Source organism: Roseomonas populi (genome assembly GCF_024594815.1).
Lineage (GTDB): Bacteria > Pseudomonadota > Alphaproteobacteria > Acetobacterales > Acetobacteraceae > Roseomonas > Roseomonas populi.
The window spans coordinates 62,677-84,413 of the sequence record NZ_JANJOU010000020.1 but is presented as its reverse complement, the minus strand read 5'-3'; the positions used below and the strand labels follow the sequence as shown (position 1 = coordinate 84,413).

Annotated in this window: 23 protein-coding genes; 14 read left to right on the top strand and 9 right to left on the bottom strand. The window is 71.9% G+C overall.

Annotated features, from left to right (window positions below; genetic code table 11):
- Positions 1-55 precede the first annotated feature (55 nt).
- Positions 56-994, top strand: a complete 939-nt coding sequence (locus NRP21_RS20265) for a hypothetical protein (protein ID WP_257718046.1) — start codon at positions 56-58, stop codon at positions 992-994.
- A gap of 13 nt (positions 995-1,007) precedes the next feature.
- Here the strand turns inward: NRP21_RS20265 and NRP21_RS20260 are convergent, their stop codons facing one another.
- On the bottom strand, positions 1,008-1,994 hold the full coding sequence (locus tag NRP21_RS20260) for a Bug family tripartite tricarboxylate transporter substrate binding protein (protein WP_257718045.1): 987 nt from the start codon (positions 1,992-1,994) through the stop codon (positions 1,008-1,010).
- A gap of 134 nt (positions 1,995-2,128) precedes the next feature.
- Between NRP21_RS20260 and NRP21_RS20255 the strand changes: the two genes are divergently transcribed.
- Positions 2,129-3,136, top strand: a complete 1,008-nt coding sequence (locus NRP21_RS20255) for an aldo/keto reductase (protein ID WP_257718044.1) — start codon at positions 2,129-2,131, stop codon at positions 3,134-3,136.
- 8 nt (positions 3,137-3,144) lie between these two features.
- On the opposite strand, the gene metF is transcribed toward NRP21_RS20255, so the two are convergent.
- A complete protein-coding gene (gene metF, locus NRP21_RS20250) occupies positions 3,145-4,080 on the bottom strand; it encodes a methylenetetrahydrofolate reductase [NAD(P)H] (RefSeq protein WP_257718043.1) in 936 nt (311 codons plus the stop codon).
- Positions 4,081-4,248: 168 nt separating this feature from the next.
- Here metF and NRP21_RS20245 point away from each other — a divergent pair, with 168 nt between their 5' ends.
- Both NRP21_RS20245 and NRP21_RS20240 read left to right on the top strand, forming a co-directional pair.
- Entirely contained in the window at positions 4,249-5,070 is an 822-nt protein-coding gene (locus NRP21_RS20245; RefSeq protein WP_257718042.1) for an MlaA family lipoprotein, read from the top strand.
- A gap of 138 nt (positions 5,071-5,208) precedes the next feature.
- Positions 5,209-5,835, top strand: a complete 627-nt coding sequence (locus NRP21_RS20240; RefSeq protein ID WP_257718041.1) for an MlaC/ttg2D family ABC transporter substrate-binding protein — start codon at positions 5,209-5,211, stop codon at positions 5,833-5,835.
- Positions 5,836-5,859: 24 nt separating this feature from the next.
- Here the strand turns inward: NRP21_RS20240 and NRP21_RS20235 are convergent, their stop codons facing one another.
- From NRP21_RS20235 to NRP21_RS20220, 4 genes are all read right to left on the bottom strand, one after another.
- A complete protein-coding gene (locus tag NRP21_RS20235) occupies positions 5,860-7,038 on the bottom strand; it encodes a M20 aminoacylase family protein (protein ID WP_257718040.1) in 1,179 nt (392 codons plus the stop codon).
- A 181-nt stretch (positions 7,039-7,219) separates the two neighbouring features.
- Positions 7,220-7,711 carry a GNAT family N-acetyltransferase gene (locus NRP21_RS20230; protein ID WP_257718039.1) on the bottom strand — a complete coding sequence of 164 codons (492 nt, stop codon included), beginning with the start codon at positions 7,709-7,711 and terminating at the stop codon, positions 7,220-7,222.
- A gap of 56 nt (positions 7,712-7,767) precedes the next feature.
- Complete coding sequence (ettA, locus tag NRP21_RS20225) at positions 7,768-9,447, bottom strand: energy-dependent translational throttle protein EttA (RefSeq protein ID WP_257718038.1); 1,680 nt, start codon at positions 9,445-9,447, stop codon at positions 7,768-7,770.
- 126 nt (positions 9,448-9,573) lie between these two features.
- Positions 9,574-9,936, bottom strand: a complete 363-nt coding sequence (locus NRP21_RS20220) for an HNH endonuclease (protein ID WP_257718037.1) — start codon at positions 9,934-9,936, stop codon at positions 9,574-9,576.
- Positions 9,937-10,040: 104 nt separating this feature from the next.
- Between NRP21_RS20220 and NRP21_RS20215 the strand changes: the two genes are divergently transcribed.
- Entirely contained in the window at positions 10,041-10,616 is a 576-nt protein-coding gene (locus tag NRP21_RS20215) for a LysE family translocator (protein ID WP_257718036.1), read from the top strand.
- Between the two features lie 64 nt (positions 10,617-10,680).
- Here the strand turns inward: NRP21_RS20215 and NRP21_RS27945 are convergent, their stop codons facing one another.
- Both NRP21_RS27945 and NRP21_RS20205 read right to left on the bottom strand, forming a co-directional pair.
- Positions 10,681-11,403: an SH3 domain-containing protein gene (locus NRP21_RS27945; RefSeq protein WP_308219921.1), complete on the bottom strand. Its 723-nt coding sequence runs from the start codon at positions 11,401-11,403 to the stop codon at positions 10,681-10,683.
- Between the two features lie 64 nt (positions 11,404-11,467).
- The gene (locus NRP21_RS20205) at positions 11,468-11,926 is read right to left on the bottom strand and encodes a GNAT family N-acetyltransferase (protein ID WP_257718035.1); all 459 of its coding nucleotides are present in this window, start codon (positions 11,924-11,926) and stop codon (positions 11,468-11,470) included.
- Positions 11,927-11,981: 55 nt separating this feature from the next.
- Here NRP21_RS20205 and NRP21_RS20200 point away from each other — a divergent pair, with 55 nt between their 5' ends.
- The 9 genes from NRP21_RS20200 to NRP21_RS20160 all read left to right on the top strand — a co-directional run bounded on the left by NRP21_RS20200 (position 11,982) and on the right by NRP21_RS20160 (position 20,642).
- The gene (locus NRP21_RS20200; protein ID WP_257718034.1) at positions 11,982-12,407 is read left to right on the top strand and encodes an OsmC family protein; all 426 of its coding nucleotides are present in this window, start codon (positions 11,982-11,984) and stop codon (positions 12,405-12,407) included.
- 80 nt (positions 12,408-12,487) lie between these two features.
- Positions 12,488-14,080, top strand: a complete 1,593-nt coding sequence (locus NRP21_RS20195; RefSeq protein WP_408639644.1) for an ABC transporter substrate-binding protein — start codon at positions 12,488-12,490, stop codon at positions 14,078-14,080.
- A 59-nt stretch (positions 14,081-14,139) separates the two neighbouring features.
- Positions 14,140-15,405: an aminopeptidase gene (locus NRP21_RS20190; protein ID WP_257718032.1), complete on the top strand. Its 1,266-nt coding sequence runs from the start codon at positions 14,140-14,142 to the stop codon at positions 15,403-15,405.
- 122 nt (positions 15,406-15,527) lie between these two features.
- A complete protein-coding gene (locus NRP21_RS20185; protein WP_257718031.1) occupies positions 15,528-16,001 on the top strand; it encodes a copper chaperone PCu(A)C in 474 nt (157 codons plus the stop codon).
- Positions 16,002-16,277: 276 nt separating this feature from the next.
- Positions 16,278-16,955 carry an RraA family protein gene (locus tag NRP21_RS20180; RefSeq protein ID WP_257718030.1) on the top strand — a complete coding sequence of 226 codons (678 nt, stop codon included), beginning with the start codon at positions 16,278-16,280 and terminating at the stop codon, positions 16,953-16,955.
- Between the two features lie 2 nt (positions 16,956-16,957).
- A complete protein-coding gene (locus tag NRP21_RS20175) occupies positions 16,958-18,043 on the top strand; it encodes an Ldh family oxidoreductase (protein ID WP_257718089.1) in 1,086 nt (361 codons plus the stop codon).
- A gap of 31 nt (positions 18,044-18,074) precedes the next feature.
- Complete coding sequence (locus NRP21_RS20170; protein ID WP_257718029.1) at positions 18,075-19,043, top strand: Bug family tripartite tricarboxylate transporter substrate binding protein; 969 nt, start codon at positions 18,075-18,077, stop codon at positions 19,041-19,043.
- A gap of 4 nt (positions 19,044-19,047) precedes the next feature.
- Positions 19,048-19,950, top strand: a complete 903-nt coding sequence (locus NRP21_RS20165) for an NAD(P)-dependent oxidoreductase (RefSeq protein WP_257718028.1) — start codon at positions 19,048-19,050, stop codon at positions 19,948-19,950.
- Positions 19,947-20,642: a substrate-binding domain-containing protein gene (locus NRP21_RS20160; protein ID WP_257718027.1), complete on the top strand. Its 696-nt coding sequence runs from the start codon at positions 19,947-19,949 to the stop codon at positions 20,640-20,642. The genes NRP21_RS20165 and NRP21_RS20160 overlap by 4 nt, the downstream gene beginning before the upstream one ends.
- Position 20,643: 1 nt before the next feature.
- Here the strand turns inward: NRP21_RS20160 and NRP21_RS20155 are convergent, their stop codons facing one another.
- Complete coding sequence (locus NRP21_RS20155; protein ID WP_257718026.1) at positions 20,644-21,648, bottom strand: Bug family tripartite tricarboxylate transporter substrate binding protein; 1,005 nt, start codon at positions 21,646-21,648, stop codon at positions 20,644-20,646.
- Positions 21,649-21,737: the final 89 nt, after the last annotated feature.

Sequence of the window (21,737 nt, the reverse complement as noted above, 5' to 3'; positions counted from 1 at the left end):
CGAACCCGCGCCACCGGAGATGGGCCCGGCGGAGGGAGCCGAAGGGGGTTCCAGCTTGCCGCTACGCCTCGCCCTCGAATGGTCCGCCCGGAACGGGGGCTCCCTGCTGGCGGTGGGCATCTTCGTCGCCCTTTTCACCCCGGAGGCGGCGACCAGCGCCCTGCGGGGGCTGGTGACGCCGGTGGTTGCCTCCCTGATGACGCTGGTGCTGCTGCGGGTCGATCCCGGGCAGGTGCTGGCCTATCTGCGCCGGCCCCTGCTCGTCGCTGCCCTGCTAGCCTGGCTGCTGCTGGCCTGCCCGGTACTGGCTTTCGCGGTCGCATGGCTGACGGGGCTGGACGGCCCCCTGGGGGCGGCGCTGGTCATCATGGCCACGGGCTGCGCCGCCACCTCCTCCCCCGCCTTCGCCCGGCTGGTGGGGCTGGACGGGGAGATATCCCTCGTCGCGGCGGTCCTCTCCACCCTGCTGGTCCCCTTCACGGCCCCTCCCCTCGCGCTGGGTCTGCTGGGGATCGACCTTGCCATCTCCGTCTCGGCGCTGATGGGGCGGCTGATGCTCGTGGTGGGGCTGCCGCTGGTCCTCTCCGTGATCATCCGCCGGATTGTGGCGCCGGAGGTGCTGGCGCGCTGGGGGCGGGCGGTGGACGGCACGGTGGTGCTGCTGGTGGTGCTCTACGGCTTCGGGATCATGGACGGGGTGCTGGCGCGGCTGTTGGCGACACCGGAGTTCGTGCTGGGCGGGCTGGCCCTGGCCTTCGCCGGGTCCTTCGGGCTGAACGCGGCCACGGCGCTGGCCTTCCGGCCGGCAGGGGCGCGCGTGGCACTCTCGGCGGGGCTGCTCTCGGGCAACCGCAACATGGCGCTGTACTTCGCAGTTCTACCGGCGGCGACGGACCCGCGGATCCTGCTCTTCTTCGCGCTGTGCCAGTTCCCGCTCTTCCTCAGCCCCTTCCTGCTGCGGCCGGTCTACCGGCGGCTGCGGGTGGAGGGCTGACGCGGCCCGGGCCTCAGCCCGGCTTCAGCCCCGCCAGCGCCACGGCGCGGCGCGCATTGGCGAGTTCGCTCCGCAGGAACGCCGCGAAGCCCTCCGGCCGGCGCTGCGCCTCCGTGCCGAGGATCGCTCCCACCTCCTCGATCCGTGCCTGCACCGACGGCTCGGCCAGCGAGGCGAGCAGCGCGGCCTGGAGGGCGGCAAGAACCTCGGGCGGTGTCCCGGCCGGCGCCAGAACGCCGCCGAAGCTGCCGGAGGTGTAGCCGGGCAGGCCGGCCTCGATGAACGTCTGCACCTCGGGCAGATGCGGCGAGCGCTCCGTAGTGGCAACGGCGACGATCCTGGCCTTCCCGTCCCGGTGCAGCGGAAGGGCGGAGGGGATCTCGATCAGGCAGGCATCCACCGTGCCGCTGATGAGGTCCGGCATCATGGCGCTGCCCCCGCGATACGGCACGTGGGAAGCGCGCGCATCGGCGCCCGCCATCATCAGCTCCAGCGCGAGATGCGCGGCGCTGCCGTTGCCCGGCGTCGCGACGGTGATCTGGCCGGGACGTGCGCGAAGGAGGGCGAGGAAATCGGTGAGCGTCGTCACGCCCAGGCGTGGCCCGACCTGGCAGACCATCGGCGTGATGCCGACAAGGCCGATCGGCGTGAAATCGCGCTCCACGTCGTATGGGAGCTGCGCCTGCAGCGCCGGGTTCGCGGTGAGTGGCCCGCCCGAACCGAAGAGCAGCGCGTGGCCGTCCGGCGTGGCCCGGGCGACGAGTTCCGCACCGACGCTGCCGCCCGCCCCGGCCCTGTTGTCCACCACGACCGCGGTGCCCAGCCGTTCGGCCATGCGCGCCGCGACGATCCGGGCGAGGATGTCCGTGATGCCACCCGCGGTGAAGGGGACAACGAGCCGTATGGGCCGTTCGGGGAAGGCCGCGGCGGCGGAACGAGGGAGCGCGGCCGCGGCGGCAAGCATCACCGCGCCGCCCAGCAAGGGGCGTCGTGTCCACATCGGGCGTTCCTCCGGCGCGGCATCTACGACCGCGGGCGAAACGATGACACCCGGCAGGGATGGCCGGCAAGCGTCGCCTTGCCGGGCGATGCGGCATCACGCAACATCCGCAACAAAACCGGTGGAGGGACGTGATGCAGCAGCGTCGGTTGGGGCGAACCGGCCTCTCCGTCTCGGTGCTCGGCTATGGATGCGGCGCCATCGGCGGGCTGATGGTCGGCGGGACGCAGGCGGAGCAGGACCGCGCCATCGGCCTCGCGATCGATCACGGGATCACCTATTTCGACACCGCCTACGCCTATGGCGAGGGCGCGTCGGAGCGCAATCTCGGGCGCGCGCTGCGGGCGCTGGGCGCCGAGGTCACGGTCGGCACGAAGGTGCGCATCTACCCGCAGCAGCGCGGGGACATCGCGGGCACCATCGCCGCGTCGCTGGAGGCGAGCCTGGCGCGCCTGGGTCGCGACAGCGTGGACCTGTTCCAGCTGCACAACCCCGTCACCCGCGCCGGCGAGGCGCCGGCCTTCACCCCGGAGCAGATCCTGGAGGAGGCGGTTCCCGCGCTCCGGCGGCTGCACGAGCAGGGAAAGACCCGCTGGTACGGGCTGACCGGCCTCGGCGATGCCCCCTCGTTGCGGAAGGTGCTGGACGAGGGCGGCTTCGCCACCGCGCAGATGCCCTACAATCTGCTGAACCCCAGCGGATTGTCGCCGCTGCCGCCGGGCCTGCCCTCACCCGATCTCGGCGGGGTGATCGGCCACGCCGCGGCGGCGGATGTCGGCGTCCTGGCCATCCGCATCCTCGCCGGTGGCGCGCTCAGCGGGTCGGAGACGCGCAGCGCGGTGGGGGCGGCGAAGGTGGAGCCGATCGCCTCGGGGGCCAGCTACGCGGCCGATGCGGCGGCGGCGCGCGGCCTCCTGCCCCTGGTGGAGGCGGGATTCGCCGCAGATCTGGTCGAGCTCGCCCTGCGCTACGCCATCATGCCCGCGGCGATCAGCACGGCGCTCGTCGGAACGTCCAGCATCGAGGAGTTGGACCACGCCGTTGCCGCCGTGAGCCGGGGCCCCTTGCCCGACGAGGCCATGGCGATGATCGCCGATTGGCAGGCCGGAGCGGCCCGCGAGCTGTCCCAGGCCGTTTCGTAGAGCTTGGCTCAGCCCTGCGGGCGGGCGCCCAGGATATGCGCGATGGCGTAGGTCAGGTCCGGGCGGTTCAGCGTGTAGAAGTGGAACTCGTCCACGCCATTGGCCTGGAGCAGCCGCACCTGCTCGGCCGCCACCACCGCCGCCACCATGCGGCGGGTCTCGGCGTCCTCGTCCAGCCCTTCGAAGAGCTTGCCCATCCAGTCCGGCACCTTGGCGCCGCACATGGCGGAGAACTTGGCCACCTGGGCGAAGTTCGTCACCGGCAGGATGCCCGGCACGATCGGCACGGTGATGCCGGCGGCGTGGGCGCGGTCAATGAAGCGCAGGAATGTCGGGGCGTCGAAGAAGTACTGGGTGATGGCGCGGGTGGCGCCGGCATCCACCTTGCGCTTGAGGTTGTCCAGGTCGTCCTCGGGCGAGGTGGCCGTGGGGTGGATCTCCGGGTAGGCGGCGACCGAGACCTCGAAATCGGCGATGCGCTTCAGCCCGGCCACGAGATCGGCGGCGTAGGCATAGCCGCCGGGGTGGGGCTCGTAGCCCCCCTGCCCGGCCGGCGCGTCGCCACGCAGTGCCACGATGTGGCGCACCCCGGCCTCCCAGTAGCCGCGGGCCACCTCGTCCACCTCCTCCCTCGTCGCGCCGACGCAGGTCAGGTGGGCGGCGGGGGTCAGGTTCGTCTCGCGCAGGATGCGGGTGACGGTGGCGTGGGTGCGCGCCTGGGTGGTGCCGCCCGCCCCGTAGGTCACGGAGACGAAGCGCGGCCGCAACGGCTCCAGCCGCTTCACGCAGGACCAGAGCTGCGCCTCCAGCGCCTCGGTCCGCGGCGGGAAGAACTCGAAGGACAGCAGCGGCGCCGGCATGGCCGTGAGCGAGGGCAGCGCGTCCACGCGCGGGCCGGTGAGCCAGTCCTGCAGCGTCTTGGCGGGGGGCGACATCTCGTTCATGCCGGGCTTGTACCGCATTTTCCCGGCGGGGCGGAACGGGCCGGGCGCTTCCCCTGAGCCAAGCCGATCACGCGAGGTTGCACGGTGCGATGCCGGGCGGAACTGAACCGAACAGTTCACTCCCCCTTCCGCAGGTGCTAAGTCGAAGCTGAACCGAGCCCTGGAATCATGCGTCTCTCCTCCCTGCCCCGCCTCGCACCGGCCGCTCTCGCCCTGGTCCTGACCGGCGCCGCCCTGTCCGGCTGCGCCACGCCCCCGCCGGCCGACGACCGCGAGGCGATGGAGGAGTTCCGCGCCACCAACGACCCGATCGAGCCCTGGAACCGGGCCATGTACGACGTGCATCAGGCGATCGATACGGCCGTGCTGCGCCCGGTGGCTGTGGGCTACCGCGCCGTGCTGCCGCAGCCCGTCCGCACCGGCATCTCCAACTTCCTGAGCAACGTCCGCAGCCCCGTGGTGGCGATGAACGACGCCCTTCAGGGAGAGACGCAGCGCTTCGGGGAGACGCTCGGGCGCTTCCTGCTGAACTCCACCCTCGGCGTCGCCGGCTTCATCGACGTGGCGAAGGAGCTCGGCCTGCCGCCGCACACCGAGGATTTCGGCCAGACCTTCGCGGTGGCCGGGGTGGAGGAAGGGCCCTACCTCTTCATCCCCATCCTCGGCCCGAGCAACCCGCGCGACCTGGTTGGCTTCGGCGTCGGGATCGCGGCCGATCCCTTCACCTGGCTCACCTTCGGCCACCCGGACGCGATGGACATCGCCAATTACAGCCGCGCCGGGGCAACGGTGGTGAGCACGCGCGAAGGCCTGCTGGACGTGCTGGACGACGTGCAGCGCACCAGCCTGGACCCCTATGCCACGCTCCGCAGCGCCTATCGCCAGCAGCGCGCGCGGGAGATCGCCAACACCCCGGCCGCCACCCCCGCGGCGCCGCAGGGGCTCGGAACGGGCCTCCCGGACACCACGGCGCGCTCTCCCCAGCCCTGAGGCGCCACGCGCGAGGGAACGGAAGCCGCCCCCTGGCGTTCAGGGGGCGTTGAGGCGGCGACGCCACTGAACCACCTGCACACGGGCCACCCCATGGGGCGGGCCCGTGCCGCACAGCAGAACGAGACCTCGGACGAGATGATCGCACGACGCACCCTCCTCGCCGCCGGCACCGCGCTTGTGGTGGCGCGGGCCTTCCCCGCTTTCGCCCAGCCGGTGGACACGGCCCGCGCGGCGGCCTTCATCCAGGCCACTGGGCAGGAGCTGGTGGCCGCCATCAACGGCCGCGGCGCCGTCGCCCAGCGGCGGGAGCAGGTCGCGGCCATCCTCCGCCGCGCGGTGGACGTGGACGGCGTGGGCCGCTTCATCCTCGGCCGCTACCTGCGCCAGGCCACCCCGGACGAGCAGACCCAGTACATGCGGCTGTTCGAGGAGGTGCTGATCCGCAACCTCTCCGCCCGGTTCGGCGAATACCAGGGGGTGCGCTTCTCCCTGGGCCGCAGCCAGCAGCGCACGGAGGATGACGCGCTGGTGAACACGGTGGTGGAGCGGCCGAATGCCGCGCCGGTCTCGCTGGACTGGCGCGTGAGCGAGGTGGGCGGCCAGCCCCGGATCGTGGACCTGATCGCCGAGGGCACCTCGCTGCGGCTGACCACCCGCAGCGAGTACGCCTCCGTCATCGGCCGCAACGGCGGCCGGGTCTCGGCCCTGCTGGACGCCATGCGCCAGCAGGTGTCCCAGCTCTCCTCGCGCGAGGGGCGCTGAGCCAAGCGGGGGCCGGCGGGCGGGCTAGCCCGCCGCCAGCTCCCTCTGGACCAGACGCACCAGGGTGCTGGCGCCGATCGGCAGCAGGTCGTCGTTGAAGTCGTAGCGGCCGTTGTGCACCGGGGTGCTGGTGTGCTCGTCCGCCCCGGCCTGGCCAAGCAGGATGAAGGCGCCCGGCGCCTCGTGCAGCATGTAGGCGAAGTCCTCCCCGGCCGTGAGCGAGGGCAGGTCCGCCTTGATGCTCTCCGCCCCCACCACGTCGGCCACGGCCTCCGCCGCCAGTGCCGCCTGGGCGGGCGTGTTGATGGTGGGCGGGTAGGAGTAGTTGTGCTCCAGCTCCAGCCGCACGCCGTGGGCCTTGGCGGTGTTCTCCACCATCTCCCGGAACAGCGCGGCCAGGCGGTCATGCGTCTCCGGCAGCAGGGTACGGATGGTGCCGCGCATCTCCACCACCTCCGGCAGCACGATGTCCGAGGTGCCGGCATGGAACTGGCCGACGCTGACCACCGCCGTGTCGTGCGGGGAGGTGCGGCGTGAGACGAGGGTCTGGAGGGCGTTGTAGATCTGCACGGCGCAGGGCAGCGGATCCAGCCCGTTCTGGGGCTCTGCCCCGTGGCTGCTGCGCCCGATCAGGCGGATGACGAAGTAGTCCACCGCCGCCAGCACCGTGCCGGGGCGGACGGCGACCATGCCCAGCGGCATGCTGGGGTGGTTGTGCAGGCCGTAGACGGTGTCGCTGGGGAAGCGGGTGAACAGGCCGTCCTTCACCATGGAGAGGGCGCCGGTCAGCCCTTCCTCGGCGGGCTGGAAGATGAAGTGGACGGTGCCCGGGAAGTCCCGCGTGGCCGCCAGGTGCTTCGCCGCGCCGAGCAGCATGGTGGTGTGGCCGTCATGCCCGCAGGCGTGCATGGCGTTTGGGTTGGTGCTGCGGTGGGCGAAGTCGTTCAGCTCCGGCATGGGCAGGGCGTCCATGTCGGCGCGCAGGCCGATGGCGCGGTTGCCCGGGCGCTTGCCGCGCAGCACGCCCACCACCCCGGTCTTGCCGAGGCCGCGATGGACCTCGATGCCCCAGGATTCCAGCTTCTCCGCGACGATGCCGGAGGTGCGGACCTCCTCGTAGCCGATCTCGGGATGGGCGTGAAAATCGCGGCGCCATGCCGTCATCTCCTCGCGGAGAGATTCGATCTCGGGGATGGTCGGCATGGCGCGGATCCTTCGCTGTCGCGGCGAGGATGCGGCGGCGGCGGGGCGGGATCAACGGTTGCGCGGGGGATCGGCCCGACGCTACAGCGCCCCATGCCCATCGAGCGCGCGCTGCAGTGGATTGCCGAGAACCGCACCGGGGTGATGATCATGATCGCTGTCATGTTCATCACCCTCTGGATCAGGCGGCGGTAAGGCTCTCGAACACGATCATCCGGTGCCCCTGGTGCTGGAACTCGCCGGCCTCGGCCATGCCGATATCGGCCATCACCGCGCGGGATGAGTGGTTGGTCTCCCGCACGATGCCGATGATGCGGCGCAGCCCGGAGGCATGGCCGAACTCCAGCGCCGCCTTCGCCGCCTCCCGCGCGTAGCCCTTGCCCCGGAAATGCGGCCACAGGGCGTAGCGCAGGGCGACGCCGCGCCCGTCCGGGCGCTCCATCAGCCCGGTGATGCCGAGGAACTCGCCGTCCTCGCTGCGGTGGACGGCCCAGGTGCCGTAGCCCCGGACCTCCCAGAAGTCGATGTCGTCCTCCAGCTCCTCCGCCGTGCGCTCGGCCGTGCGCACGCCGTGGAGCATGAGGCCGAAGGCCTCCTCGTCGCCCTTCAGGCGAACGAGGTCCGGCAGGTTCTCCTTCCCCACGGGCAGAAGGGTGAGCCGCTCCGTCCTCACGACGCGGCTCCTGGCCAGGCGCAGCGCGGGCTGCCCCCGGCCGGGTCCCGCGGCGCTCACCGGGTAAGCGGGCGGTACTTGATCCGGTGCGGCTCGTCGGCGGCCGCACCCATGCGGCGTCGCTTGTCGGCCTCGTAGGCCTGGTAGTTGCCCTCGAACCATTCCACGTGGCTGTCGCCCTCGAAGGCGAGGATGTGCGTGGCCAGGCGGTCCAGGAACCAGCGGTCGTGCGAGATGATCACCGCGCAGCCCGCGAAGTCCTGCAGCGCCTCCTCCAGGGCGCGAAGCGTGTCCACGTCCAGGTCGTTCGTCGGCTCGTCCAGCAGCAGCACGTTGTGGGGGTTCTTCAGCATCTTCGCGAGGTGGACGCGGTTGCGCTCGCCGCCCGAGAGCACGCCGACGGGCTTCTGCTGGTCGCCGCCCTTGAAGTTGAAGGCGGCGCAGTAGGCACGGCTGGGCACCTGGCGCTTGCCCATGGTGATCAGTTCCTGCCCGTCGGAGATCTCCTTCCAGACGGTGTTCTTGTCGTTCAGCGTGTCGCGGCTCTGGTCCACGTAGCCGAGCTGAACGCTGTCGCCGATCGTCATGGTTCCGCTGTCCGGCTTGTCCACGCCGGTGATCATCTTGAACAGCGTGGTCTTGCCGGCGCCGTTGGGGCCGATGACGCCGACGATGCCGCCCGGCGGCAGCTTGAAGGACAGGTCGTCGATCAGCAGGCGGTTGCCGAAGCCCTTGCGGATGGTGTCCGCCACGATGACCGTGTTGCCCAGGCGCGGCGCGGGCGGGATCTGGATCTCGGTGGGGTCCGGCGCCTTGTCGAGGCTCTTCTGCAGAAGCTCCTCATAGGCCTGGATGCGCGCCTTGCTCTTGGACTGGCGGGCGGCGGGGCTGCGGCCGATCCACTCCTGCTCCTCGGCCAGCTGGCGCTGGCGGGTGCTCTCCTCCTTCTCTTCCTGCTGCAGGCGCTTGCGCTTGGCGGCGAGGTAGGCGGAGTAGTTGCCCTCGTAGGGGATGCCCCGGCCGCGATCGACCTCGAGGATCCAGTTGGTGACGTTGTCCAGGAAGTAGCGGTCATGCGTGACGATGAGGACCGCGCCCTCGTAATCGCGCAGCGTCTTCTCCAGCCAGGACACGCTCTCGGCGTCCAGGTGGTTCGTCGGCTCGTCCAGCAGCAGCAGGTCGGGCTTCTCAAGCAGCAGCTTGCAGAGCGCCACGCGGCGGCGCTCACCGCCCGAGAGGTGGGTCACGCTGCTCTCGGCGGGCGGGCAGCGCAGGGCATCGAGGGCGATGTCCACCGTGCGGTCCACTTCCCAGCCATTCGCGGCGTCGATCCGCTCCTGCAGTTCGGCCTGCTCGGCCAGCAGGGTGTTCATCTCGTCCTCGGACATCTCCTCGGCGAACTTCATGGAGATCTCGTTGAAGCGATCGAGATCGGCCATCAGCGTGCCGAAGGCGTCGCGCACGTTCTCGCCCACGGTCTTGTTGGGATCGAGGTGCGGTTCCTGGGAGAGGTAGCCGACGCGCGCACCCTCCGCCGCCCAGGCCTCGCCACCGAACTCCTTGTCCTGGCCCGCCATGATCCGCATCAGCGTGGACTTGCCGGCGCCGTTGGGGCCGAGCACGCCGATCTTCACGTTCGGCAGGAAGGAGAGGGTGATTCCCTTGAAGACCTCGCGGCCACCCGGATAGGACTTGGTGAGGTCCTTCATGACATAGACGTACTGGTAGGCAGGCATTTCGGGGGGCTCCGGGAGGCGTGCTGCGGCGCGGGGTTATTAGCGGGGGCACCCCGGCGCGCCAAGGCAAGGGTTATAGGGCAAGGATACGGGGCAAGTGCTACGGAAGGGGTTGGGCCGGCGGCGTCAGCGCCACTTCGGCGTCCGGTCCCTCGCCGCGCGGGTGGGGGCGTGGAAGTCCGGGGGCTTGCCCGCCACCCAGGCCAGGAAGCCCGCCATCCGCGGCTCGGACCGCAGGGCGGAGGGATCCGTCAGGTCCCGGGCCAGCTCCGCCTCGGTGAAGCGGGCGTGGATGGCCTGATGGCAGATATGGTGCAGCAGGACCGTGCCCTGGTGGGTACCGCCCTTCAGCCGCGGCACCAGGTGGTGGCGGCTGGCGCGGGCGCCGGGCGGGATGGGGCGCAGGCAGAGGGGACAGGGCGCCTCCTCCGCCGGCGCCGCGGTCGGGCGCTCCTGGCGGGCGGCACGCCTTTCGTGGCGGCGGGACACGACCAGGATATGGGAACGGGAAGCGGCGGGGTGAAGGGCCGGGCGGCTTGGCCGGCACGCCGGAGAGAGGCTACGAAGGCGCCGCCACCCCTCCCGGAACGCCCATGCAGGACCCGATCCTCTTCGCCCTGACCGTGCTGCTCATCCTCGGCACGCCGGGGCCCACCAACACGCTCCTGGCCACCGGCGGCGGTACGGTGGGCTTCCGCCGCGCCCTGCCGCTGGTTCCTGCGGAGGCGGCGGGCTACTCGATCACCATCCTGGCGGTGGGGCTGGTGCTGGGGCCGCTGATCGCAGGCGTCCCGGCCGTGGCGCTGGGGCTGCGGCTGGTGGTGGGCGCCTATCTCATCTGGCTCGCGGTGCGGCTGTGGCAGCGAGGGGCGGTGGACCTTTCAGTGGCGCCCGTGATGCCGCGGCAAGTCTTCCTGACCACCCTGCTGAACCCCAAGGCCCTGGTCTTCGCACTGGGCGTCATACCCTTCGGCGCGCCGGGCTGGCCTGCCTACTTCCTGGCCTTCCTGGTGATGCTTGTCTCGGTGGCGGTGGGCTGGATCGGAATCGGGGCCGCGCTGGGCCATGCCGCCGGGGCGGCCGGGCGGCGTGGGCTGGTGCCCCGGCTCGGCGCGGCGGTGGTCGGCGCCTTCGCCGTGGTTCTCGTGGTCGGGCCGCTGCTCCGGTGAGGAAGGGGCAGCCCGCTGCCCCTCCCCCACTCAGCAAGCATTACCGGCCCAGGCCAGGCACCGCTCAGTTAGGCCGGCCAGGGCGATCGTCGCGCCGATCGTCGCGCCGCTCCTCCCGCCGTTCCTGGATCTGGTCACGGCGCTCCTCCCGCCGATCCTGGACCTGCTCCCGACGGTCCTGGATCTGGTCGCGGCGATCCTCGCGGCGGTCCTGCGCCTGGTCGCGGCGGAATTCCTGCCAATCCTGGCGGTTCTCCCGGCGCTCCCGCTGCACGTCCTGCCGGTTCTCGCGCCGGTGGTCCTGCCAGTCCTGCCGGGCCTCGCGCTCCCGCCAGTCCTGGCCGGGAGGACCGGGGCGCCAGCCCGGGCCCGGCGGGGCATAGGCGGCGCGCGGCGGCGGGCCACCCCAGCGGTCGCGCTCGGCGTACCAGGACCGGCCGCGGTAGTTGTCCCGCCAGTAGTCGCCGAAGCTGAAGGTGACGATCGGCACGCCGCTCTGCGGGGCGTAGCGCGGCAGAGGCACGCGGCGCGCCTCGTAGGTGTATTGCAGATAGCTGGAGGAGACCCAGCCCCGCACGCCGCCGAAGCCGACGTCGCACCAGCTGTAGCCCGCCAGGCAGCCGAAAATCTCCACCCCGGCGCCGGCCGGCACCACCACCACCTTCGGGTAGCTCGTGCCAGGGCCGGCGCGGAGGTTTACGCTGCCGGTCGCGAAGCCGGGGGCGGCGGAAGCAGGGTTGGCGAGGCCAAGCAGCAGGGCCGCCGCCGGGATCAGGGTGTAGCGCATCGGGGTGGTCTCCCGTCTTGTCGCCTCAAGAACGCCCTATGAAAGGATGCGATGCGCGGCGGAATCAGGGCAATTCCTGGGCACGTTTCCGAAGCGGCCGCGCCAGGTTGGGGCCGGCAGGGTTGAAGCCAAGGGCGCCGAGGAAGGCGGGCGCCGCCCCCTCGCCTTCCGGCGGCGCTGCCTCCAGGAGGTCACAGCCGGCGGTGCGGGCGGCCTGGGATCCGGCCTTGATGAGGAGGCGGCCGATGCCGTTGCGCCGCTCCTCCTCCGCCACCGCCAGCGCGGCGATGCGGGCCACGGGGCGGTCGGCGGTCAGGGTAGGGTGCCAGTTCAGGGCAATGACCCCGATCGCCGCGCCGTTCCAGCCCGTGGCGACGAGTACGGCGGACCCCGGATCGCGCGAGAGCGCCTCCAGCCGCAGCGCCATCGCCCGCGGCGTGCCGCCGAGAAGGGTAGCGAGATCCGCAGAATCGGCGGGCAGCGCGGAACGGATGTCCACGCCGTAGCGATTTCCCGTGGCCATCCTATCCTCCGACCTTGCGCGGCCGGAATCCGGCCCGCCGAAGAGGAGAAGAGCGATGAAGAGAAGCGCTTCCGCCAGCTGGCAGGGCGGGTTCAAGGATGGCCGCGGCACCATCTCCACCGAGAGCGGGGCGATGAACGCCCACCCCTATGGCTACGCCATGCGCTTCGGGGACGTGAAGGGCACCAACCCCGAGGAGCTGATCGGCGCGGCTCATGCCGGGTGCTTCACCATGGCGCTCTCCGCCGTGCTCGGCGGCGCGGGGCTGACGGCTGAGAGGATGGATACGAAGGCGGATGTCACCTTCGACAAGGTGGGTGAGGGCTGGGAGATCACCAAGATCCACCTGACCCTGAAGGCGAAGGTACCGGGCACGGACGACGCCACCTTCCAGGACCTGGCCGCCAAGGCGAAGGCCAACTGCCCCGTCTCCAAGGTGCTGAAGGCCGAGATCACGCTAGACGCAACGCTGGAGGCGTGATCCGCCCAGCGGCGCCCCGGCTGGAAGGCAGGGGCGCCGCCATGCGAGGCTACGCGGCGCTGATGGACGAGGACCGCCCGATGATCGCTCGCCGCGCCCTGCTGGGCACCGCCGCTACCGCCGCTCTGATCCGGGGAGCCCCGGCCATCGCGCAGGGGGAGCGGGCGCATGTGCTGCGCTTCGTGCCTCAGGCCGACGTGACGAGCCTCGATCCGCTCGCCACCACCTCCTACGCCGTGCGGAATCACGCGCATCTCTGCTGGGACACGCTCTACGGGCTGGACGACGCCTTCCGCCCGCAGCCGCAGCTCGCCGAAGGGCACGCGGTGGAGGATGACGGGAAGCGCTGGACCTTCACCCTGCGCGAGGGCCCGACCTTCCATGACGGGGAGCGGATCCGCGCCGCGGATGCCGTGGCCTCCATCCGTCGCTGGATGATCAGGGACACGCATGGGCAGACCCTGGCGGCGCGGCTGGACGCGATCGAGGCGCTGGACGACCGGCGATTCGTCCTCCGCCTGCGCCGGCCCTTCGGGGTGATGCTGGACGCGCTGGGCAAGTCCTCCTCCTACCCCTGCTTCATTATGCCGGAGCGATTCGCCAACCTGCCGGCCACGGCGCCGCTGACGGAGATCGTCGGCTCCGGGCCCTATCGCTTCGTGGCGGAGGAGAGGCGCGCGGGATCGCTGGCGGTGTACCGGCGCTACGACCGCTACTCCCCCGCGCCGGGAGGGCCGGTGGCGGTGACATCCGGGCCGAAGCTCGCGCATTTCGAGCGGATGGAGTGGCAGATGATCGGCGACCCCTCCACCATCGGTGCCGCGCTGCAGGCGGGCGAGGTGGATTGGTGGGAGCGGATGGCGCCGGACCTGCGCCCGCTCATCTCCCGCCGCCGCGACGTGGTGGTGGACCGGGTGGAGACGCAGGGCACGGTGGCCATGCTGCGCCCGAACCACCTGCACCCGCCTTTCGACGACCCGGCCGTGCGCCGCGCCCTGCTGATGGCGATCAGCCAGACGGATGTGATGTCCGCCATCATGGGCGACGACCGCAGCCGCTTCCGCGACGGGATGGGCCCTTTCCCTCCGGGTTCAGCCTTGGCCTCCGACGAGGGGCTTTCCGCCGTGACGGGGCCGCGCGATTTGGCGGCAGCACGGGCCGCGCTGCAGGCGGCGGGCAAGCTCGGGGCGAAGGTCGTCGTGCTCAATCCCGGCGACCAGGTGAACAACAACGCGGGCACGCTGATCTGCGCGGACGCGATGAAGCGCATGGGCCTGGACGTGGAGGTGGCGACCACCGACTGGGGCACGATGCTGGCGCGGCGGGCGAAGAAGGAGCCGCCGGCGCAGGGCGGATGGAACGCCGTCTACGTGGCCTTCGGGGGCGAGGACCTGACCAATCCCGGCGGCCACCCCCTTCTGCGCGGGAACGGGCAGGACGCCTGGTTCGGCTGGCCCAGCAGCCCGGGGCTGGAGGCGCTGAGGGACGAGTGGCTGGAGGCGCCGGACCTGGAGGCGCAGAAGCGCGTCGGCCGGGCCATCCAGGCGCGCTTCTTCCAGGACGTGCCCTTCGTGCCGCTGGGGCAGTACTTCCTGGACAGCGCCTACCGCCGGGGGCTGAAGGTGGAGCGGCGGGGAATGACCGTGCCGCTGAACGTGAGGCGGGAGGGGTAGCGCCCCCCTTGCCCATCCCGGCCGGGGCTTCGATCTTCGGGGCATAGGAGACTTCGACCATGGATCTTGCGCCCTTCCCCGCTGCCGCCTCCAGCCTCGACGCCGCGGAAGACCCCCGCCTGGACCGGCTCGCTGAACTGGCCGTGAAGGTGGGCCTGGGGCTGGTGCCCGGACAGGAGCTGGTGATGACATCGCCGGTCGAGGCGCTGCCCCTGGCCCGGAAGATCACGGAGCAGGCCTACAAGGCCGGCGCCAAGCTGGTGACGACGATCTTCTCCGACGAGAAATCCGCCCTGCTGCGCTACCAGCACGCGCCGGACGAGAGCTTCGACGCCTCCACCCCCTGGCTTTTCGAGGGAATGGCGGCCGCCTATCGCAGCGGCGCGGCGCGGCTGGCCATCGTGGGCACGGATCCCTCCCTGCTCTCCGGCCAGGACCCGTCCAAGGTGGCGCGGGCCAACAAGGCGCAGTCCATCGCCTATCGCCCGGCGCTGGATCTGATCGTGGACAGCCACATCAACTGGACGCTGGTGCCCTTCGCCCACCCGGCCTGGGCGCGGGCCGTCTTCCCCGATGCCTCGCCGGAGGAGGCCGTGAGGCGGCTCTGGGACGCGATCTACGCCACCACCCGCGTGGAGGAGGCCGATCCGATCGCCGCCTGGGCCGCGCACAACGCGAACCTCAAGGCGCGGCAGGACCGGCTGAACGAGCAGCGCTTCCACGCCCTGCACTTCCGCGGGCCGGGCACGGACCTGATCGTGGGGCTGGCCGAAGGCCATGCCTGGATGGGCGGGGCGAGCAAGGCGAAGAACGGCGTCTACGGCAACCCGAACATCCCGACGGAGGAGGTCTTCACCACCCCGCACCGGGCGATGACGCAGGGGGTCGTCTCCGCCACCAAGCCGCTCTCGCACCAGGGCACGCTGATCGAGGGCATCCAGGTGCGCTTCGAGGCGGGCGCCATCGTGGAGGCGAAGGCCACGCGCGGACAGGCGGTGCTGGAGCAGATGATCTCCACCGATGCGGGCGCGCGCATGCTGGGCGAGGTGGCGCTGGTGCCCTCCTCCAACCCCATCTCGCGCAGCGGCATCCTGTTCCTGAACACGCTGTTCGACGAGAACGCGGCGAGCCACATCGCGCTCGGCCAGGCCTATTCTAAGTGCTTCGTGGACGTGTTCCCCGAGGAGGAGCTGGTCCGGCGCGGCGCCAACCGCAGCCTGATCCACGTGGACTGGATGATCGGCTCGCCGGAGGTGGAGGTGGACGGGCTGGACGCCGCCGGGAACCGCACGCCCCTGATGCGCGGCGGCGAGTGGGTGGACTGAAGCATTCGCGCGACGAGGGGCCGGAGGTGGGGCAGCCCAGCCCCATGCGCCGCCGATCGCCTGACTGACACCGACGCAACAGGCCGGGCGCTGCCCGGCGAGACGATCAGGATCATCGAAGCATGACCACTCCCCGTCGCGCCCTGGCCGGGCTGGCCACACTGGGCGTTCTCGCCCTCGTCACCCCGCTGGCTGCCCAGGCGCCCGGCATCACCGTGGATCAGCCCTGGGCGCGCGCGGCCATCCAGGGCGGCACGGGGGGCGCCTTCCTCACCATCCGCAACGCGGGCACGCAGCCGGACCGGCTGGTGGGCGCCGCCACCCCCCTCGCCCGCAGCGTGGAAATCCACGAGACGGTGCGCGAGGGCGACGTGATGCGGATGCGCCCCGTGCCCGGCATCCCGGTGCCGGCGGGCGGCAGCGCGGAGCTGCGCCCGGGCGGGCCGCACGTGATGCTGGTGGGCCTCTCCGAGGCGCTGCGCCCGGGCAGCCGGTTCCCCCTAACCCTTACCTTTGAGCGGGCGGGGAGCGTGGAGGTGCAGGTGGCCGTGCAGGCCGCCGGAGCCTCGGCGCCCGCCGCCGGCCACAGGCACTGAGCGAGGGCGGCGTGTCGCGCCGGTCGGAGCAGGGCTACCCCCCCGGCGGGCGCGCGGAGAGCCCAGCGCCGCCGCAGGTCGTGGCGGGGCGCTGAGGCGATCGGCAGGCCCGGGCGCATCCCGCCCCGGCTTGCCAAGCCCCTCGATCGCGCCAATCCTGCGCCCCGCCGCGCAGACGGCCTGGAGGGGACGGACAAGGCATCGGGCGCAGGGCGCCCCGCCCTTCCTCTCCGGCCGCCGCCACCCTTGCGGCGCATCGCCAGGAGAGAAAATCGCATGACCGTCGGCCTTCGCATCCTGGAGACGCGCCCCGAGCCCGATTCGGCGCTGATCGCCCGCGCCGCGAAACTGCCCGTCGCCAATATCGGCGACGTGATGAACCGGCTGCAGGCGATGCGCGGCGGCTTCCTGGCCTATGGCGGGCGCCGGACCTTCGTCGGCGCGGCGCTGACGGTGAAGGCGCGGCCGGGCGACAACCTCTTCCTGCACCGGGCGATCGACCTGGCGCGGCCGGGCGAGGTGATCGTCTGCGACGGCGGCGGGGACCTGAACATCGCGCTGGCCGGTGACCTCATGATCGGCCATGCGGAGAAGCGCGGCGTCGGCGCGCTGGTGATCGACGGCGCGGTGCGCGACCTGGACGGCATCCGCAAGATGGACATCGGCGTCTGGGCACGCGGCGCCAATCCTTCGGGTCCCTACAAGGACGGCCCGGGCGAGATCGGCTACCCCGTGGCCTGCGGCGGGCAGGTGGTGATGCCGGGCGACCTGATCGCGGCGGATGAGGACGGGGTGGTGGTGATCCCGCGCGCCGAGGCGGCCGCGATGATCGACGCTGCCGAGAAGCATGCGGCGAAGGAGCAGGAGACCACTGCGGCCATCCAGGGCGGCGGCTGGGTCCGCGGCTGGGTCGAGGAGACGCTGGCCGGCAAGGGCGTGGTCGTCTCCAAGTGAGGATGGTTCCGGCCGAGCGGGTCCGGCGCCAGATCCTCAACGTCCTCCATGCCTGGGGCATGGCGGAGGACATGGCCGCCACAACCGCGGAAGCGATGGTGGAGACGGACCTGATGGGTATCGACAGCCACGGGCTGTCGATGCTGATGATGTATGAGAGCTTCCGCAACGCCGGGCAGTTGGACCTCACCGCGCGGCCGAAGGTCGTGCTGGACATGGCGGCCACGGCGCTGGTGGATGGCGGCGCCAACCTGGGCCATCCCAACGCCGATTTCGCCATGCGGCTGGCGGTGGAGAAGGCGAAGGCCGCCGGCATCGGCGCGGTGGGCGTGCGGAACTCCCACCATTTCGGCGCGGCCGGGTACTACGCGCGCATCGCCTCGGCGGCGGGAGTGGTCGGCATGATCACCTCCACCGCGCGCACGGTGCTGATGGTGCCGACGCGCGGCACGCTGCCGCTGCTGGGCGCCAACCCCATCGCCTTCGCGGCGCCGGCGCTGCGGAACCGACCCTTCGTGCTGGACATCTCCTCCACCACCGTCGCGGCGAACAAGGTGAAGGTCTACGACCTGAACGGGAAGCCGATCCCCGAAGGATGGGTGGTGGACGAGGCGGGGAACCCGATCACGGACTCCGCCCGCGCCATGGAGATCATCTTCAAGGAACCGGGCGGCGGCGTGACGCCGCTGGGCGGCGCGGAGGTGACGGGCGGGCACAAGGGCTACGGCCTGGGCGTGATGGTGCAGGTCCTCTCCGGCACGCTGACGGGCGCCGCCTTCGGCCCGATCCGCAACCCGCAGCGCAAGCCGGGCGACCCGGACGATGTGGGCCACTTCTTCCTGGCTATCGACCCGCGCGCCTTCCGCCCGGAAGGCGGGTTCGAGGAGGACCTGGACGCGATGATCGACGTGCTGCGCGCGACGCCGCCCGCTGATCCCGCGAAGCCCGTGCTGGTCGGCGGCGACCCCGAGGCGATGGAGCGCGAGCACCGGCTCCAGGAGGGAATCCCCGTGCCGCCGACGTTGGAGAAGCACATCCGCGACATCTGCGCGCGATCGGGAGCGGAGTACGCCCTGAGCGACGACTGACACGCGAAGCGAATTCAGGAGGAAGCACAAGATGGAGCGGATCAACCGCCGTACACTTCTCGGGGCGGCGGGCGCGGCGCTCGCCTGCCCGGCCTACGCGCAGCAGATTGGCCCGTGGCAGCCCAACCGGCCGATCCAGCTCATCGTCGGCTACGCGCCGGGTGGGGGCAGCGACATCATCGCCCGCACCATCGCCGAGGCCTGCTCCGGCATTATCCCCGTGCCGATGGTGGTGGTGAACCGCCCCGGCGCGGGTGGCGCGCTGGCGGCGGAGTTCGTGGCGCGCGCGGCGCCGGACGGGCACACGCTGGTGATGCATGGCGGCAGCGAGAGCACCTCCCTGCCCGCCTTCCGCGACGTTCCCTACGACCCGAAGAAATCCTTCCGCGCCGTGATCCGGCTGACGCGGAACGGCCACGTCCTCTCCTGCAAGGGCGGCGAGAGGCCGACCTATCCGGATTTCGCGGCGGCGATGGCCGCGGCGAAGGCCAATCCGGGCGGGGTGGCGCATGGGTCGGCGGGCATCGGCACGCTGTCGCACTCCATCTTCATCCTGATGGAGCGCGCGGTCGGCGTGGAGTTCCTGCACGTGCCCTACACGGGCGGCGGGCCGGCCCTGCAGGCGCTTCTGGCCGGGCAGACGCAACTCAACATCAACGCGACGGACGAGCTGGGCGACCAAGTGACCTCCGGCGCGCTGAAGGCGCTGGCCGTCGCGTCCGAGGCGCGGGCGAAGGCCTATCCGAACGTGCCGACGCTGCGCGAGCTGGGCTACGACATCGTGGCCGACAACATGAAGGGCTGGGTCGGCCCCGCGGGCATGACGGACGAAATGGTGACCTACCTGCACGACCGCTTCCGCCAGGGGATGCAGACCCCGACTTGGCAGCGCTTCATGGAGCGCGTGGGCGAATCCGACGGCTATGCCAATGGCCCGGACTTCCAGCTCTCCATGGACCGGCTGCTCGATTCCATCCGCGCCGCCATCAAGAGGACCTGAGGCTTTGGACACCATCTCGCCCCCCGCGCGCGTCGCCTTCATTGGCCTGGGGGTCATGGGGGCCTCCATGGCCGCCAATATCCTGAAGGCCGGGTTCAACCTGGCTGTCAGCAACCGCAGCCGCGGCAAGGCGGAGGCGCTGGAGGCGGGTGGCGCTGCATGGGCCGCCAGCCCCGCCGAGGCCGCGCGCGGCGCCGCCTGCGTCGGGCTCTGCCTGCCGGACACGCCGGACGTGGAGGCCGTGCTGTTCGGCCCCGGCGGCGTGGCGGAGGGCGTGGCGCCGGGGACGGTGGTGATCGACTTCAGCACCATCGCGGCAGCCCCCACTGCGGGCTTCGCGAAGCGGCTGCTGGAGGAGCGCGGCGCCCACCTGCTGGACAGCCCCGTCAGCGGCGGCCCCGGCGGCGCGCGGGACGGCACGCTGACCTGCATGATCGGCGGTGACGCGGCGGCCTTCGAGGCGGCACAGCCCTTCCTGGCGGCGGTGGGCAAGACGCTGACCCATCTCGGCCCGCCGGGCGCCGGGCAGGTCTGCAAGTCGGCGAACCAGCTCCTCGTCGCGGCGGGCGTGCTGGCGGTATCCGAGGCGCTGGCGCTCGGGCGCAAGGCTGGGCTGGACCCGGCGGCGATGCGGCAGGCGCTGATGGGCGGCTCCGCCCGCTCCTTCGTGCTGGAGAACCATGCCAAGCGCATCATCGAGGGCACGCTCCAGCCGGGCTTCCGGGCGGAGCTGATGCGCAAGGACACGCGCCTCTCCCTCTCCGCCATGCGCGACCACGGCGTTTTCGCGCCCACCACGGCCGTGGTGGCGCAGATGCTGGAGGCGCTTGTGAACAGCGGGCGCGGGGGAATGGATTCGGCCTCCCTCGGCGCTCTCGTGGCGGAACTCTCGGGACTGGAGGGGTGAGCCTGCGGGTTCTCTCCACCCTCGCTGTGGCGGGGGCGATGCGGGCGCTGCTGCCGGGCTGCGAGGCGGCGGCGGGAATGGCGGTGTCGATCGACTTCGCGCCGACGCAGGGGCTGCTCGGCCGCATCCGCGACGGCGAGAGGGCGGATGCCGCCATCCTGACGGCGGAAGGGCTGGACGGGCTGGCGAGGCAGGGTGTGCTGGACCCGGGCGGCCGGGCGGATCTCGTCCGCTCCCATATCGGCCTCGCCGTGCGGGCCGGGGCACCGCACCCGCCGATCGGGACAGTGAACGAGTTGCGGACGGCGCTGCTGGAAGCCCCTTCCCTCGTCTATTCCCGCAGTGGGGCGAGCGGGATTGCCTTCGCGGCGCTGATCGAGACGCTAAGCGTCGCCGAGGCGGTAAACGCGAAGGCACGGGTGATCCAGGCCGGCTTCACGGCGGAGCCGGTTGCGCGCGGGGAGGCCGCGCTGGCCGTGCAGCAGGTGAGCGAGCTGCTGGCCGTGCCGGGGATCGAGGTGATCGGGCGCCTGCCGGACGAGGTGGGCACCGTCGCGGTCTTCGGCGCCGCGCCGTTCAGCGGTCTTCCGGCGGACCGCGCCGAAGCCGCCGGCCGGCTGGTCCGCTTCCTGGCCTCCAGGGAAGCGGCGCCGGCCCTGGCGGAGGCAGGGCTGGAGCCGCTGGCCGGCTAGCCTATTGCCGCTCGATCTTCGCGCGCTCGATCACCTCGCCCCAGCGGCCGATCTCGCCGTGCACGGCGGCCTTCACCGCCTCCGGCGCCATGGGCGCGCGGGGCGCGAGGCCGAGCTCACCCAGGCGGGCGCGCAGGGCCGGATCGGCCAGGACCGCGCGAGTCGCCTCGGTGAGGCGCGTCACCACCTCGGGCGGCGTGCCGCCGGGGGCGGCGATGGCGTACCAGGTCTGGATGTCGAAATCGGGTGCGCCGAGGAGTTCGGCCACGGTGGGTACCTCCGGCAGCAGCGGGGAGCGTTCCCGCGAGGTGATGGCAAGCGCCCGCGCCTCCCCGCCCTTGATCTGCCCGAGCACGGAGGAGGCGGGCTCCACCACCAGTTCCACCTCCCCGTTCCGCAGGGCCACCAGCGCGGCGGGGGTGCCGCGATAGGGCACGTGTGTCACACGGAAGTCGGCGGCGGCCTGGATCGCCTCCGCCACGAAGTGTTGCGTGCTGCCGACACCAACGGTGGCAATGTGCAGCGCGTCCGGGGATGCCTTCGCGCGGCGGGAGAGCTCCGCCATGTCGCGCGGCGCCTCCGGCCCCGTGCCGGCCAGCAGCACGAGGCCGACCGAGGCCACCATCGCCACCGGCTCCACATCCGCCAGAGGGTCGTAAGGCAGGCGGCGGTAGAGGGCGGCGGAGACGGCGTAGCCGTTGTTGATGAGCATCAGCGTGTGCCCGTCCCGAGCGCGCGCCAGGGTTTCCGCGGCCATGGTGCCGCCCGCGCCGGGCCGGTTCTCCACCACCACAGGCTGGCCGAGAGCGGCGGCGAGCGGCGGTGCGATGATCCGGGCCACGATGTCCGTGGTGCCGCCCGCGCCGAAGCCCTGGATGAAGCGGATGGGGCGGTCCGGCCAGGCGGCGCGGGCGCTGCCCTGCGCTTGGGCGGCCGCCGGCGCGAGGGCGGCGGTGGCGAGCAGGCCGAGCGCGCGACGCCGCGCCATCCCTGGCGGATGGGACATGGACAACCTCCTCGTCCGGGCCGGTCTTTCGGTGCCGGGCCCTCTTTGGCGTCATTGGGGATGGTCGGAGCATCAACCGTCAAGCACCA

Coding starts and splice junctions, on each gene's coding strand:
- NRP21_RS20260 (WP_257718045.1), bottom strand. CDS start 1,994: ATGTGGACACGACGCCCCTTGCTGGGCGGCGCGGTGATGCTTGCCGCC.
- NRP21_RS20170 (WP_257718029.1), top strand. CDS start 18,075: ATGGAGCGGATCAACCGCCGTACACTTCTCGGGGCGGCGGGCGCGGCG.
- NRP21_RS20175 (WP_257718089.1), top strand. CDS start 16,958: ATGGTTCCGGCCGAGCGGGTCCGGCGCCAGATCCTCAACGTCCTCCAT.
- NRP21_RS20240 (WP_257718041.1), top strand. CDS start 5,209: ATGATCGCACGACGCACCCTCCTCGCCGCCGGCACCGCGCTTGTGGTG.
- NRP21_RS20215 (WP_257718036.1), top strand. CDS start 10,041: ATGCAGGACCCGATCCTCTTCGCCCTGACCGTGCTGCTCATCCTCGGC.
- NRP21_RS20190 (WP_257718032.1), top strand. CDS start 14,140: ATGGATCTTGCGCCCTTCCCCGCTGCCGCCTCCAGCCTCGACGCCGCG.
- metF (WP_257718043.1), bottom strand. CDS start 4,080: ATGAACGAGATGTCGCCCCCCGCCAAGACGCTGCAGGACTGGCTCACC.
- NRP21_RS20235 (WP_257718040.1), bottom strand. CDS start 7,038: ATGCCGACCATCCCCGAGATCGAATCTCTCCGCGAGGAGATGACGGCA.
- NRP21_RS20180 (WP_257718030.1), top strand. CDS start 16,278: ATGACCGTCGGCCTTCGCATCCTGGAGACGCGCCCCGAGCCCGATTCG.
- NRP21_RS20200 (WP_257718034.1), top strand. CDS start 11,982: ATGAAGAGAAGCGCTTCCGCCAGCTGGCAGGGCGGGTTCAAGGATGGC.
- NRP21_RS20195 (WP_408639644.1), top strand. CDS start 12,488: ATGATCGCTCGCCGCGCCCTGCTGGGCACCGCCGCTACCGCCGCTCTG.
- NRP21_RS27945 (WP_308219921.1), bottom strand. CDS start 11,403: ATGCGCTACACCCTGATCCCGGCGGCGGCCCTGCTGCTTGGCCTCGCC.
- NRP21_RS20155 (WP_257718026.1), bottom strand. CDS start 21,648: ATGTCCCATCCGCCAGGGATGGCGCGGCGTCGCGCGCTCGGCCTGCTC.
- NRP21_RS20245 (WP_257718042.1), top strand. CDS start 4,249: ATGCGTCTCTCCTCCCTGCCCCGCCTCGCACCGGCCGCTCTCGCCCTG.
- NRP21_RS20205 (WP_257718035.1), bottom strand. CDS start 11,926: ATGGCCACGGGAAATCGCTACGGCGTGGACATCCGTTCCGCGCTGCCC.
- NRP21_RS20255 (WP_257718044.1), top strand. CDS start 2,129: ATGCAGCAGCGTCGGTTGGGGCGAACCGGCCTCTCCGTCTCGGTGCTC.
- NRP21_RS20185 (WP_257718031.1), top strand. CDS start 15,528: ATGACCACTCCCCGTCGCGCCCTGGCCGGGCTGGCCACACTGGGCGTT.
- ettA (WP_257718038.1), bottom strand. CDS start 9,447: ATGCCTGCCTACCAGTACGTCTATGTCATGAAGGACCTCACCAAGTCC.